The sequence below is a fragment of the Rhodococcus sp. P4_F3_2 genome, assembly GCF_056401335.1.
In genome coordinates, this window is record NZ_JBFUJN010000012.1 from 202,471 (window position 1) to 215,300 (window position 12,830).

Consider the following 12,830-nt stretch of genomic DNA (forward strand, 5'->3'; position numbering starts at 1 on the left):
CGTGAAAACAATTGGGATGTGGGCGAACCAAGAAGGGTGATCCGATGAGCACACTCTGCAGCACGTGGATTACATGCAATCGCCTCGTTGTTTCCATCAGGTAACGCGCGCCAGTATTCTCGCTTCACCTGCAATGTCACCTCACATTTACATTCAGAAATCTAGGCGACATACATGCAATTCAAGATAGTTCCTACATATTGAAGAACTTTTGCATGCATTACCGACCGGAGGCTCAGATGGAACTCGCGAACACGATGCAGGATGCCGACGCTCGCAAGCTCACCGCGCCGATGCAGATGGTCTTTTCCGATGTCGTCAAGAAGTTCGATACCGGCACTGTCGCGCTGGACGGCATCGATCTGGACGTGGAGCGAGGAGACTTCGTCGCCGTGGTCGGACCCTCAGGCTGTGGCAAGTCGACTTTGTTGCGCATGGCGGCCGGCCTCGAGCGACCGACCAGTGGTGCGGTTGCCCTCGACACCGAATCAGTTGGCTTCATCTTCCAGGAGCCGACTCTCCTCCCCTGGCGAACCGTGCAGGCCAACGTCGAATTATCGGCTGAACTCGGTGGCGGCGACAAAGCAGCGCGAAAGTTGCGCGCCGACGAGGCAATCCGCGCAGTCGGCCTTGCGGACTTTGCGAAACAACTGCCCAATGCGTTGTCAGGCGGAATGAAGATGCGTGTCTCGTTGGCGCGTGCGCTCACCCTCGCACCCGCTGTGATGCTGCTCGACGAACCTTTTGGTGCGCTCGACGAGATGACACGACTGGAGATGCAGGTAGAACTCCAAAGGCTCTACACCGACAAAGGGTTCACCTCGATGTTCATCACGCACTCGGTATCCGAGGCCGTGTACCTCGCAAACAAGGTGGTCGTCATGACCGCCAGGCCTGGACGAATACATTCGGTCGTGGACATCGATTTCCCGTACCCGCGTAGCCCGGAACTGCGCTACGACGCCCGATACACCGAACACGTCGCCGAGATCTCGGCCAGCCTCCATGGGAGCTCACGATGACCGAAGTCCTTGCAGTACAACAGGGCACCACCGTACGCAATACCGCCGTTCGTACTGATTCTGCGACCACGGCGCAAGCACAGGCACAGTCCGGACGGCCCTCTCGAATGAGAGCGCTCGGCACCTTCCTGCTCTATCCGCTGCTCTCACTTGCCGGCGCGGTCGCAGCGTGGTCGATCGTCAGCTACCTCGTTCTCACCCCGGAACGTCGATTTCTCCTTCCGCCGCCGAGTCAAGTACTGACGAAGTCGCTACTCGACTGGAAACACCTCTCTCCCATGCTCGAAGCCCTCGCAGTGACGGCACAGGTTGCGCTGGTCGGCTTCGTCGTCGCGGTGGCAGTCGGCGTCGGAACCGGCGTGCTGATGAGCCAGGCCAAGTGGATCGAGCGGATCGTCTATCCATATGCCGTTGTGCTGCAGGTCATTCCCATCCTCGCCATCGTCCCCCTCATCGGGCTCTGGTTCGGCTACGGCATGACCGCGCGCACCCTGGTTTGCGTTCTCATCGCGGCCTTCCCGATCATCACCAACACACACTTCGGGTTGCAATCGGTCGATCGCGGACTGCACGAACTCTTCACCCTCGGCCGCGCCTCGCGTTGGGATCGACTGGTGAAACTCGAACTGCGAGCGGCAATGCCGGCCATTCTCACCGGCATCCGCACCGCCTCCGGCCTTGTTGTCGTCGGTGCCATCATCGGCGACATGTTCTTCGCCAAAGGACAACCCGGGATCGGGACCCTGCTCGACGTCTACCGAAGCCGCCTTCAGTCCGAGGATCTGATCGCCGCGATCGTGATCGCGTCGGTGTTCGGCGTCCTCGTCTTCTCTGCCTTTGGATTCCTCTCACGTGTGCTCGTCGGTAAGTGGCACACGTCCGGCCGCAAGGACTTTAAATGACCCACGAAATTCCCGCCTTCGAAATCCCTACGATCGATATCAGCCCGTACCTCACCGGCGAGGCATCGGCTGCAAACGCCACCAACAGCACTGCCTGTGCGGAAGTGGCAGCTCAACTCGATCGCGCGTGCCGGGAGGTCGGATTCATACAGATTGTCGGACACAGCATTCCACGATCGGCGACCGACGGACTGGCCGACGCTCTCGACAAGTTCTTTGCTCTCCCACTGACGGTGAAGAACAACTATCGCCGTCCCTCGTCCGAGAACCGTGGCTACTCGCCACCGAAGTCGGAATCACTCAGCATGAGCCTGGGCGTCGCCGCTGCGAACCAGATGAACGATTTCTACGAAGCAATAGTCGTGGGCACAGAGGTGAGCGACTATCCGGGCGTCGACCTACCCGAGTCCAGCTACGCCGCCAACACTTGGCCAGAGGCCGCGCCCGGATTCCGACCGGCAATCGAAGAGTATTTCCGTCATGCCCAGGGCTTGGCACGAATCCTGATGTGCGCCTTTACCGACGCCCTCGGATTGCAGCCCGAGTACTTCGATTCGATGCTCGACCATTCGATCGACGCGATGAAGATGAACAACTACGCACTGCCTGAGGGCGAGATCCGCATCTCCGGCGACATGACGGGAATGGGCGCTCACACCGACTTCGGAATCTTGACCATCCTGTGGGCAGATCAAGTTCCGGGCCTTCAAGTTCTGAGTGCCGATGGCGTATGGCACGACGTCCAACCTGCCGACGGCGCACTCTTGATCAACCTCGGCGACGCAATGGCACGCTGGACGAACGACCGATGGCGCTCGACAGTGCACCGAGTCGACCCACCTATCGTCGATGGTCAGATCATCCGACGTCGCTCTGCCGCATTCTTTTTCGACGGAAACTACGACGCCGTCATCGAAGCACTGCCAGGGACTCTCGAACCGGGCGAGGTGGGATACCCGCCGATCACGATCGCCGAGAACATCGCGGCCAAAGTGGCCGGACTGAAAGGCGCGACGGCGCCCGAGGTCGACAGTCGCAGCGCTGACCGGGTGCGCGCCGCCGGATAGCGCTCCCGGGTACCGTCGATATCGTGCAGGATCGAAGTGAGGACAAGATGACCACCACCGAACGAGCTTTGCTCACCGAGTCCGTGCACGAGACGCTTCGAGAACTGATCTTTTCGGGAGAGCTGGCGCCGGGGACACCACTGAGTGTTCCCGCGCTGGCGAGCAAGCTCAATGTCAGTCGAACGCCGGTCCGCGAGGCCGTGCAGCAGTTGATCTACGAGGGCATCGCGGTCCACACCCGAAATGCGGGTGCAAAAGTCGATTCGCTTGACGCAGAGTCTCTGCGCGCGGTCTTCGAGGTGCGTGAGGTACTCGACGGTCTCGCGGCGTTCAACGCGACGGCCAATGCCACGCATGAAACCGTGTCACAGCTGAACAAGATGGTGCAGGTGCAACGCGAACTTCTCGAGAGCCCGCCGGATCAGCGTCGCGATTCGACTCTGGACCTCGAGTTCCACACCTTGATTCGTGAGACTGCATGCAATCACCCGCTCAGTGAAGCCCTACATCGTCTCGACGGACAGTCACATCTCTACCGTTCGGACATGTGGAGCCTCGAGCTCAATCGGCGGATCGCCGTCACCGAGCACGCTCGTATAGTCGCGGCCATCGAATCGGGTGACGCCTTGGGAGCGAGAACTGCCGCGAGCGCGCACGTGGCCGGTCTACTCGTCCGAACAACCCGGACCTGAAGCTTTACCGAAATGACGGGAACAACGTGTCAGGCCAGGTGATGTCGCCGTCGTTCTCGTCCACGAACGTACCGACACAGTCGCGCCCCAAAGAGCTGATCGCTCCCGAGATGACCTCTGGATGCTCGAGCTCGGTGAGATGGTCTGCTCCGGTTCCGGCCCCGGGAACGCCATCGATGTACACCCGGCACTGGCCCCCGTCCAACCGACCGTCCGCCCACTCGCCTGAGCTCTGCACCACCGAATAGTAGGCAGATCCAGGAGTGTCCTCACCGGCATTGAGCTTGGTGAGAACTTCGGAGAACATGCAGGTGTCGTAACCGTCGGCAGGGCCTTGTACGCAGCCACCGGGGCTACCGTACTGAGGAGCACCGATGGCAACGAATGAATCCACTACTTCGGAGCCACCGAGGAACTTCGCGTAGTACCGGGAGCTCAGTCCACCCGCACTGTGCGCGATCACCCCGACGGAGTCAGCGCCGGCAGCGTAGGAGCGAATCGAATCGGCAATCAGCTCAGCGTCGGCCGCAATCATCTTGCCGAGAACGCCAGAGCGGTGGTCACCAGCGAAGTAGTCACCGCCATCGCCAAAAGAATCTTCGAGAGTCGCACGTCGCCACCCTACGACGGCTGCGCACAAAAAAGGACCGCCGCACTGAAATCCAGTGCGGCGGTCCTTTTCTAGTAGCGGGGACAGGATTTGAACCTGCGACCTCTGGGTTATGAGCCCAGCGAGCTACCGAGCTGCTCCACCCCGCGATGCATTGACAAAGTTACACGAGCAGATGAACGGAACGCAAATCGCCTGCGCTGGAGCGAAATACACGCCTGAAAGTCGAAGAATCGGGTGACTGGGTTCACAAAATTCCCGTGAGCATCAACACATAACAAGCATGTAACGAACGTACCTCGAAACGGCATCGGAAAGGCTCTACCAGCACAAACGCCGAAAATCCTGGATGGGAGAAGACCAGGTGGTCCGGAAAATCGCGAATCGACCCTCGTTCAGCGCTCCCGTACGGTCGGTCCCGGCCCGAATCAACCGGGCGAACGCCGACCCGCCGCTGCTCCACTCTGCCCCGCGGGATCGGAACCCCCGAAACCTTCGAGGGGCAGAGACACGGAGAGACAAGCGCCCGGGAAAGTCAGCATCATCGCCGACCCGCAGGCCCGCCGATGTCAGCAAGCGCGGAGAGGATTTACCCCGACATGACGTACACCAGCATCAGCAAGCGTGCATTCGGCACATTGGCAGTAGCCGGCGCACTTGTCGCAGTGCCCCTCACCATGAGCACCGGCACCGCTTCCGCAGCCACCCACAACTGGGACGGCGTCGCACAGTGCGAGAGCGGTGGCGACTGGAACATCAACACCGGAAACGGCTACTACGGCGGCCTGCAGTTCTCGCAGAGCACCTGGACCGCCAACGGTGGCACCGGCTCGCCCGCCAACGCTTCCAAGGAAGAGCAGATCCGCGTCGCCGAGAACACCCTGCAGAGCCAGGGCCCCGGCGCATGGCCCGTCTGCGGCCAGCGTCTGACCGTCGCAAGCGAGCCGGCAGTCGAAGAGGCTCCCGCCGCAGCACCGGCTCCCGTCGCCGAGGCACCCGCAGTTGCTCCCGCCGTCGAAATCCCGGCCGAGCTCAAGCCCGCCGCACAGCAGGCTTACGACACCGCTCGTGACCTCGCCGGCCAGTACGGATTCGCCGCACAGTTCCAGCAGCTCTCCGATGCCAACGCACCGATCGTTGCAGCACTGCGCTGATTCAGCTCATACAGCTTCACTGAGCACAYAAGAAGGCCCACCATCCGATCGGATGGTGGGCCTTCTGCTGTTCATGAACTGACGCCGCTTACCTCGGCAGCGCCTGGTACGCATCAACAGCCTTCTGCAGGCGGTCGAGCGCAGCACCGTAGCTGGTGAAGTCACCGCTCTGTTGCGCCGACTTCAATGCCGCCATTGCCGAATTGACCTCGGCCAGCGCCTTCGTGACGTCATCCGAAGAAGCCGGCGGGGCCGGTGCCGTCGGAGTAGTCGGCGTTTCCGGTTGCGCTCCGGTATCCGGATCGGGTGCCGGCTGAGTGACAGTCGCTGCCGAACCTGCGCCCGGCCAAATCTGACTGATCGCCTCGGAGACGGTCGGTGCATAACCGATCCGAATGCCGTTGGTGTCGCTGAAGCTCACCAGTACACGCGCCAACTGAGGGAACGCGTTCTGCGAGTTTCGCTGCGAGTACAAAGGCTCGACATAGAGGATTCCACCCTCGGCAATCGGCAGAGTCAGCAAGTTTCCGTACTGAATCTTGTTCGACTGCTTGAGCAGTGACACTTCCGAAGCAACACGCGAATCCGACGTCATCGCAGACTGAGCCTGCTGTGGAYCCTGAGTCTGCGTATCGGTCGGCAACTGCAGCACCGTGAACTTGCCGTAGTTCTCCTTGTCGTTCGCCACCGAGATGTAGGCCGACAGCAACTCACGACTGAACCCGACCATCGGACTGGTCAGACGGAAATCCGCCTTCGCGGTGTCCTTGTCGCCCACCAGCACGTAGTACGGCGGTTGGTTGGCCGACGTGTCGATCGTCGGATCGCTCGGAACTGACCAGAACGCGTTGTTGGTGAAGAACTCACTCGGATCGTCGACGTGGTACTTCGCCAGCATCTCTCGCTGAACCTTGAACATGTCTTCCGGGTAGCGGAAGTGTGCCTGCAGGTCGTCAGAGATTTCGCTCTTCGGCTTCACCGTGTTCGGGAAGACTCCCATCCACGCCTTCAGAACCGGATCCTGCTCGTCGACCTGGTACAGCGTGACCGTGCCGTCGTACGCGTCGACCGTGGCCTTCACGGAGTTACGGATGTAGGAGAACTCCTGACGCGGAATGAGGCGCCCGGTCGTCTGGTCGATACTGTCCTCGACCAACCCGTCGAGCGAACTGCGCTGCGCGTACGGGTAGTCCTGGGCGGTGGTGTAGCCGTCGATGATCCACTGCATCTTGCCGTCGACCACTGCGGGGTAGGCAGCGCCGTCGGTCGTCAGCCAAGGCGCGACCTCCTCGACCCTTTCCTTCGGATCACGCTTGAAGATGATCTTGGAGTTCGAGCCGATTGCACTCGAGAACAAGATGTTGCGCTCGGTGTACTTCGCCGCGAAGGCAAGACGGTTGAACCAGTTGCCGATCGAGACACCACCCGAACCGGTGTAGGTGTACTTAGAGGTGTCGGTGTCGTACTCACGAGGTCCCTCGCCGTCGACGGAACCGACGATCGAGTAATCGGCGTCCGACTGGCTGATCACCTCGCCGTAGTACGACCGAGGATTGTCTACCTTGAGGTTCTCGTTCTCGGGCGTGGTCGTCAGGTCGCTGACCGAGTAGATCGGGTAACCACCGGTGTTGTTCTGACTGTCGCCCTGCACGGCCGTGACTTCGTTTGCCTGGGCCGCGACGAAGCCGTTGCCATGCGTGTAGACCGTGTGCTTGTTGATCCAGTCCGTCTGGTTGCCGGAAAGATTGTTCGGCGACAGCTCACGCGCTGCGACAACGAAGTCGCGCAGCTGGCCGTCCTGTTCGTAGCGGTCGACGTTGAGCGTCTGCGGGAACCCGTAGAAGTTCTTGAGCTGACGCTGAGCGGTGAACGTCGGCGAGAGGATCGTCGGATCCAACAGTCGGGTGTTCGCGATCGTGGTCCGGTCGGCCGGAACGTCCTGGGGCTGCTTGGTGCCAACTCCCGGATAGTCGACGTAGTCGACGTTTTCTTCCGTGATCCCGTACGCCTGACGGGTCGCTTCGATGTTTCGTTCGATGTACGTGCTCTCCTTCTGCGCCGCATTGGGCTTGACGGAGAACTGCTCGACGATCATCGGGTAGACCGCCCCGACGAGCACCGACGAAAGAACCAAGAGAGCGACTGCCATGGCCGGTATCCGAAGATCCCGCGTGAAGATCGAGGCGAAGAACGCCAACGCGCAGATGACCGCAATCGACAACAGAATCAGCTTCGCCGGCAGAACCGCATTGATGTCGGTGAAGCCCGGACCGGTGAACGTCGGTTCCTTACGACTACTCGACATCAACGAGTACCGATCGAACCAGTACGCCACCGCCTTGAGGAGCACGAAGGTGCCGGCGATGACAGCCAGTTGAACACGTGCGGCAGTCGTGAATGTCCCAGCACGCCCGGCCAACTTGATCCCACCGAAAACGTAGTGGGTGACCAGGTTTGCCACGAAGGCAAGCAGAATCGAGACGAACAACCAGTTCAGAACGAAGCGGTAGAACGGCAGATCGAACGTGTAGAAGCCGACGTCCAAGTTGAACTGAGGATCGGTGATGCCGAACGGCTGACCGTTGAGGAACAACTGGATGGTGACCCAGTTGGCCTGCGCGATGAGACCGGAGAGAATGCCGATCGCGACCGGAATGATCACGCCGAACAGACGAAGTCGCGACATGACGGTCGTGCGGTAGCGCGCGATCGGATCATTGGGTCCGGAGACCGGAACGAACACCGGACGTGCGCGGTACGCGAGAAGCATCGCGAGCCACACGATGGCTCCGACGACAATTCCGACCACGAGGAAGAGCACGAATCGCGTCAGCAGAACCTTGGTGAAGACACCGCGGTAGCCGACTTCTCCGAACCACAACCAGTCCGTGTACATGCCGATCAGTCGCGGCCCCACGAGCAGCAAGGCCGCCACTACGACAGCCACCACCAACAAGATTCGACTGCGTCTGGACAGAGAGGGTAAACCTGCGGGGGGCCGCATGCCCACGTGCCACGCTCCAAGATTTGGCGACGCCGTGGCGTCGCAACCGATTGCATCGATCACTGCGGCCACGCCCGAGTGGACTTGGCCGTTTCCGACCACTCTACGTAACAACGGTCACGGGTTGACAACACGGAGAGCAGGGAGCCGGACAGAAGGTGGGAGGATGAACGTGTGAGTGAAGAGAATATGAGCAGATCACCGAGTGCCCTCGCCCGGTGCGTTCATGAAGTTGTCGACCACATCGACGCCGAAGGCTGGGATCAACCGCCGAAGCTGTACGCGTTGGTGCCTACCGAAATGCTCGCCGCGGCCGAACCCGGACTGCTCGACCAACTCGCCGAGGGCGCCGAATACACACCGATCGAACAGGAATCGCTTCCCGAGGACATCATCGGCGGTTCACGGGCACTCGACGAGTTCCTGGCAACGACGCATTGGCCCGAGTCGGTGCAGGGTTGCATCCTGGTTCAGGAGATCGTCGTCCTGCCGCCCGAGGCGGAATCGGATCTCGATCACGCCACGGCGCCGGTATTGACCGATCAGCATGCTGCGGACGAGGTCGCGCGACTGACGGCCAACGCGCATCCCGATCGACGCGAGGCTCGACTGTTCGTCGGCGTGCTCCGTGACGGTCCTTCGCTGTCGCTTCTGCAGATGCGTCCCGACGAGGATGCGGATCCGTACGGTGACCTGGAACTGCTTACCTACGACGGTCTTGCACCTCACCTGGTTCACGCGTTGTACGCGACGCTCGACGAGGTCGAAGAAGACTGAAAGAAGAAGACTGACCGAGCCTGTCTTCGGCAAGGCAGGTTTCAGCAGCGGGGTGCGTCGCCGCCCGTGTTGAGGCTTTCGAGTGAGTCCACTGCGCCGGGCAGGTTGTCGACCTTGACGAGTCGAAGCCCGTCCGGCGCATTCTGTTTCGCCTCGTCACAGTTCTGGGCCGGCACGAGGAAGGTCTCAGCACCGGCTTCGGAGGCGGCGATCAACTTGTACCTGATACCGCCGATCGGACCGACCTCGCCGTCGGAGTCGATGGTGCCCGTTCCGGCCACGAACTTTCCGCCGTTGAGCTCCCCTGGAGTCAGCTTGTCCACCAAGGCCAGTGTGAACATCAGTCCGGCAGAAGGACCGCCGATGTCGGCAAGGTTGAACTGCACGGTGAAGGGAACGTCCGGGACCTCGTTGGGCGTGACGCCGAGGTAACCCGATTCGGGCTTGTTGGGCCGCGCCCCGACGGTGACCGGCACAACGGTCTCCACACCCTCGCGAAGGACGGTGACGTCGATCGCGGTGCCTGGCGCGATCGCACCGACCGTGTCCTGAACGCCGGTGATGGTGGTTACCGGAGTGTCGCCGATCTTGACCAGGACATCGCCTTCTTGCAGGGCACCCGCAGCGGGGCCGTCCGGGGTCACCTTCGAGACAGTGAGTGCCACCGGCTTGCCGAGAAAGTGCAGTGCAGCCAACTCGGCACTGTCCTCGGACTGCTGGAAGTCGGCGGTGTTGGCCTGCTGAATCTCTTCCTTCGACTTCTCAGGCGGATAGATCTCCGAGCGAGGGACGAGTCCGTTGCTGCCACTCGCCCACAGTCCGAACGCTTCGAAGACGTTGAGGCCGTCGCGAACCGACACCGTTGTCATGTTGAGGTTGCCGTCGGTGGGATCGACCTCGGTCCCCTGGATGTCGACGACGGGCTTACCGTCGACGTCGCCGAGGGTGTTGAAGGTGGGGCCAGGGCCGAGTGCGACATAAGGAACAGTGACCATTGTTCCGACGACTCCCAACACGACGATGGGTGCGAGTGCGGCCAAGAGCGTCACTATCCGTCGATTCACCTGATCCAGAGTAAAGCGCGAAGGCGCCGGAGCACCGATCGCACCGCCTGAGCGCCGTGCGTGTTCGCCGTCAGCGTGACTCGGAGGGCGACTCCGACCGCTCGAGCCTTGTACCGTTGAGGTATGAGCAATATGCCGTTCGGCTTCTCCAACTCCGACGACGATCCCGATCGCGACAAGAACGCGGCGGGTGGCAATCCGTTCGGGGGTGGTGACACGCCGTTCGGGTTCGGCGCGGGCGGTGAGGGATTCGATCCGGCTCAGCTCGGCCAGATGCTCACCCAGTTCGGTCAGATGCTGAGCGGGATGGGCTCGTCGATGGGCCAGGGCGGTACTTCCGGTCCGGTGAACTACGACATCGCCAAGAAGCTGGCACGCCAACAGATCGGATCGGTTACACCGATCACCGAGGGCAATGTCAAGGCGATCGCCGACGCCGCACATCTGGCCGAGATGTGGCTGGACGCCGCAACGACGCTTCCGGCCGGAGCGAGCCGCACTCTCGCCTGGACTCCGAACGACTGGCTCGACAACACGATCGACACGTGGAAGCGACTCTGTGATCCGGTGGCCGAGAAGGTGGCGGGCATGTGGGTCCAGGGACTTCCCGCCGAAGCACAGCAGATGGCGGGCCCGATGCTGGGCATGCTCGGCCAGATGGGTGGACTCGCGTTCGGCTCGCAATTGGGCCAGGCACTCGGCCAACTGTCCACCGAGGTGCTCTCCTCCACCGACATCGGCTTGCCCCTCGGACCAGAGGGCACCGCGGCCCTACTCCCCGCTGCGGTTCAGGCGTTCAGTGAGGGTCTCGAACAGCCGCATCAGGAAGTTCTGGTGTTCCTCGCCGCGCGGGAAGCAGCTCATCAGCGCCTTTACAGTCACGTTCCGTGGCTGCGACAGCGCGTTCTCGCCACAGTCGAGGAATACGCCCGCGGGATCACGATGGACTTCTCGGCGATGGAAGAATTTGCCAAGGACCTCGACCCGTCCGCTCTCACCGATCCGAGCAAGCTCGAAGCATTGATGCAGCAGGGCACGTTCGAGCCGCAGAACACCCCGGAGCAGAAAGCCGCTCTCGAACGGCTCGAGACTCTGCTTGCGCTGGTCGAGGGTTGGGTGGAGACGGTCGTCACCGCCGCACTCGGCGAGCGACTGCCTGGTGTTGCCGCGATGAGCGAGACGTTGCGGCGTCGCCGTGCCACCGGCGGCCCCGCCGAACAGACCTTTGCGACGCTGGTCGGACTGGAACTTCGTCCTCGCAAGGTCCGTGAAGCGGCCGGGTTGTGGCAGAAGCTCACCGCGGAAGCCGGTATGGACGTTCGTGACGGCGTCTGGTCACATCCCGACCTCATGCCCGATTCGAGCGATCTCGACGCACCGGACGGATTTGTCGCCCGGGTCCTCGGCGGCGGCGAAGCCGGCAATTTCGACGACCCGATCGCCCAGCTCGAAGCCGTCGAGGCAAAAGAGCGTGCGGCCGAGGCAGCGATGGACAAGACCCGCGAGGACGACGAAGAGAAATAATTCCTTCTCGACACATTTTCGCAGTTCAGCCATGCTGACGTCCTGTGGATAACCGTCACTGACGCGGACTCGCCGACGGCCCGCCGTGCCAGCATCGAACGATGACCGGTGACACGCAAGACGACACCACACAGAACAGCACGTCACAGCGATCCGCGGGACCCCGATGGGACCCGCGGATCGCTGTTCTGTCGCGCCCGGACGGTCGACTGCAGCTGGGATGGACACCCGGACGTGCCGTCCTGCTGACGCTGCCTGTCGGGGTCGATCCGCGCGCGGTGAAGTCGATCCTCCGCAAAATGGACGGCTCCAGATCCCGCGCGACCATCCTGTGGGAAGCATCGACGCGCGGGATTTCGACTTCGGTGACGGAGAAGTTGCTCGAGCAACTCACCGATTCCGGATTCGTCCACACTGCCGCCAGGAGGACCGTGTCCGTCCGGATCCACGGTGTCGGTCCACTCTCGGACGCCGTCGAGCGCGCCCTGGTCACCGGCGGGGTAAGCACGCGTCGCTCGCGCGGGTATCGCAACACCGACGTCGTGCGCACGTGGAACGAACAACTGGTGGTCCTGGCCGACGACGTTGTCACTGATCCTCGCCTGGTCAGCGATCTCGTTCGCTGCGGACTCCCCCACCTTTCCGTCCGCATCCGCGACGGCAACGGTGTGATCGGTCCTCTTGTCGTGCCGGGCCAGTCGAGTTGCCTGCGATGCGCCGACATCATCCGATCCGAACTCGACCCTCATTGGCTTCATCTGTCCGCGCAGCTACTCGGCAGCGCCGGCCACGCGGAATCGGCGATGATCCATGCAAGTGTCGCGCTGGCCCTGGCCGAGATCGACTCCGCAATATCCGAGACAGCGGCGACGTATGCGGCGAGTCTGTCGTCGACGCTCGAGATCGCGCTCCGTCCGTATCGGATCACAACCAGGCGCTGGCCTCGGCAAATATCTTGCAGTTGCCAATACCTGGCACCTGTTTCGGGCAAAGGACGCCCCAGTCAGACATGAT

11 protein-coding genes and 1 tRNA gene are annotated in these 12,830 nt (G+C 61.8%); 8 read left to right on the plus strand and 4 right to left on the minus strand.

Annotated features, from left to right (window positions below):
* Positions 1–239: 239 nt before the first annotated feature.
* From AC1DWA_RS15060 to AC1DWA_RS15075, 4 genes are read left to right on the plus strand one after another with little or no spacing between them, the layout of a single operon-like run.
* Positions 240–1,022: an ABC transporter ATP-binding protein gene (locus tag AC1DWA_RS15060; protein ID WP_019747838.1), complete on the plus strand. Its 783-nt coding sequence runs from the start codon at positions 240–242 to the stop codon at positions 1,020–1,022.
* Complete coding sequence (locus AC1DWA_RS15065) at positions 1,019–1,924, plus strand: ABC transporter permease (protein WP_477846055.1); 906 nt, start codon at positions 1,019–1,021, stop codon at positions 1,922–1,924. Before AC1DWA_RS15060 ends, AC1DWA_RS15065 begins: the two co-directional genes overlap by 4 nt.
* The gene (locus AC1DWA_RS15070) at positions 1,921–2,991 is read left to right on the plus strand and encodes an isopenicillin N synthase family dioxygenase (protein WP_477846056.1); all 1,071 of its coding nucleotides are present in this window, start codon (positions 1,921–1,923) and stop codon (positions 2,989–2,991) included. Before AC1DWA_RS15065 ends, AC1DWA_RS15070 begins: the two co-directional genes overlap by 4 nt.
* A gap of 47 nt (positions 2,992–3,038) precedes the next feature.
* Positions 3,039–3,683, plus strand: coding sequence for a GntR family transcriptional regulator (locus AC1DWA_RS15075; protein ID WP_020907137.1), 645 nt, complete (start codon positions 3,039–3,041; stop codon positions 3,681–3,683).
* Between the two features lie 4 nt (positions 3,684–3,687).
* On the opposite strand, the gene AC1DWA_RS15080 is transcribed toward AC1DWA_RS15075, so the two are convergent.
* Together AC1DWA_RS15080 and AC1DWA_RS15085 are read right to left on the minus strand one after the other, a co-directional pair.
* A complete protein-coding gene (locus AC1DWA_RS15080; RefSeq protein ID WP_477846057.1) occupies positions 3,688–4,218 on the minus strand; it encodes an esterase/lipase family protein in 531 nt (176 codons plus the stop codon).
* Between the two features lie 150 nt (positions 4,219–4,368).
* Positions 4,369–4,442, minus strand: a tRNA-Met gene (locus AC1DWA_RS15085).
* A 450-nt stretch (positions 4,443–4,892) separates the two neighbouring features.
* Here AC1DWA_RS15085 and AC1DWA_RS15090 point away from each other — a divergent pair.
* Positions 4,893–5,447 (plus strand): transglycosylase family protein, encoded by a 555-nt coding sequence (locus AC1DWA_RS15090; RefSeq protein ID WP_019747833.1) that lies wholly within the window; start codon positions 4,893–4,895, stop codon positions 5,445–5,447.
* A gap of 88 nt (positions 5,448–5,535) precedes the next feature.
* Here the strand turns inward: AC1DWA_RS15090 and AC1DWA_RS15095 are convergent, their stop codons facing one another.
* Positions 5,536–8,451, minus strand: coding sequence for a UPF0182 family protein (locus AC1DWA_RS15095; protein WP_477916808.1), 2,916 nt, complete (start codon positions 8,449–8,451; stop codon positions 5,536–5,538).
* Positions 8,452–8,625: 174 nt separating this feature from the next.
* Here AC1DWA_RS15095 and AC1DWA_RS15100 point away from each other — a divergent pair, with 174 nt between their 5' ends.
* Positions 8,626–9,228, plus strand: a complete 603-nt coding sequence (locus tag AC1DWA_RS15100; RefSeq protein WP_019747831.1) for a PPA1309 family protein — start codon at positions 8,626–8,628, stop codon at positions 9,226–9,228.
* 41 nt (positions 9,229–9,269) lie between these two features.
* Here AC1DWA_RS15100 and AC1DWA_RS15105 read toward each other — a convergent pair whose 3' ends face one another.
* A complete protein-coding gene (locus AC1DWA_RS15105) occupies positions 9,270–10,292 on the minus strand; it encodes a YlbL family protein (protein ID WP_042951437.1) in 1,023 nt (340 codons plus the stop codon).
* A gap of 123 nt (positions 10,293–10,415) precedes the next feature.
* Here AC1DWA_RS15105 and AC1DWA_RS15110 point away from each other — a divergent pair, with 123 nt between their 5' ends.
* The gene (locus AC1DWA_RS15110) at positions 10,416–11,816 is read left to right on the plus strand and encodes a zinc-dependent metalloprotease (RefSeq protein WP_019747829.1); all 1,401 of its coding nucleotides are present in this window, start codon (positions 10,416–10,418) and stop codon (positions 11,814–11,816) included.
* 101 nt (positions 11,817–11,917) lie between these two features.
* Positions 11,918–12,829 (plus strand): hypothetical protein, encoded by a 912-nt coding sequence (locus AC1DWA_RS15115; RefSeq protein ID WP_477846058.1) that lies wholly within the window; start codon positions 11,918–11,920, stop codon positions 12,827–12,829.
* Position 12,830: the final 1 nt, after the last annotated feature.

Excerpts from the sequence above, each read along its gene's own strand:
- AC1DWA_RS15060 (WP_019747838.1), top strand. The coding sequence starts at position 240 with ATGGAACTCGCGAACACGATGCAGGATGCCGACGCTCGCAAGCTCACC.
- AC1DWA_RS15065 (WP_477846055.1), top strand. The coding sequence starts at position 1,019 with ATGACCGAAGTCCTTGCAGTACAACAGGGCACCACCGTACGCAATACC.
- AC1DWA_RS15070 (WP_477846056.1), top strand. The coding sequence starts at position 1,921 with ATGACCCACGAAATTCCCGCCTTCGAAATCCCTACGATCGATATCAGC.
- AC1DWA_RS15075 (WP_020907137.1), top strand. The coding sequence starts at position 3,039 with ATGACCACCACCGAACGAGCTTTGCTCACCGAGTCCGTGCACGAGACG.
- AC1DWA_RS15080 (WP_477846057.1), bottom strand. The coding sequence starts at position 4,218 with ATGATTGCGGCCGACGCTGAGCTGATTGCCGATTCGATTCGCTCCTAC.
- AC1DWA_RS15090 (WP_019747833.1), top strand. The coding sequence starts at position 4,893 with ATGACGTACACCAGCATCAGCAAGCGTGCATTCGGCACATTGGCAGTA.
- AC1DWA_RS15110 (WP_019747829.1), top strand. The coding sequence starts at position 10,416 with ATGAGCAATATGCCGTTCGGCTTCTCCAACTCCGACGACGATCCCGAT.
- AC1DWA_RS15115 (WP_477846058.1), top strand. The coding sequence starts at position 11,918 with ATGACCGGTGACACGCAAGACGACACCACACAGAACAGCACGTCACAG.